1 pseudogene is annotated in these 291 nt (G+C 75.3%); it reads left to right on the forward strand.

The features are described 5' to 3' along the window. Window positions 1-291: pseudogene (locus tag ACLBYB_RS33315) on the forward strand (hybrid sensor histidine kinase/response regulator); the annotation flags it as partial.

Here is a 291-nt window from a genome sequence, read left to right on the forward strand (position 1 = left end):
CCCCTCGGCGCGCTGTTCGCCTGGCCCGAATCGCTGACGACCCTCGTCGGGGTCATGTTCGGCGCGAACCGGCCGACGTTCATCCTCTGGGGCCCCGAGCGGCGCCTCCTGTACAACGATCTCTACGCGGAGATCCTCGGCGACCGGCATCCCGCGGCCCTCGGCCGGGACTGTCTCGCGGTCTGGGGCGGGGTCGGGGCCGGTCTCGCGTCCCTCGTGGACAGGGCCTATGCCGGCCGGCCGGCCCACACGGCGGAGGGTGAGCCCCTCCTCCACGGCGGCGGCGGGGCC

The sequence above is a fragment of the Methylobacterium sp. D54C genome, from assembly GCF_053345595.1.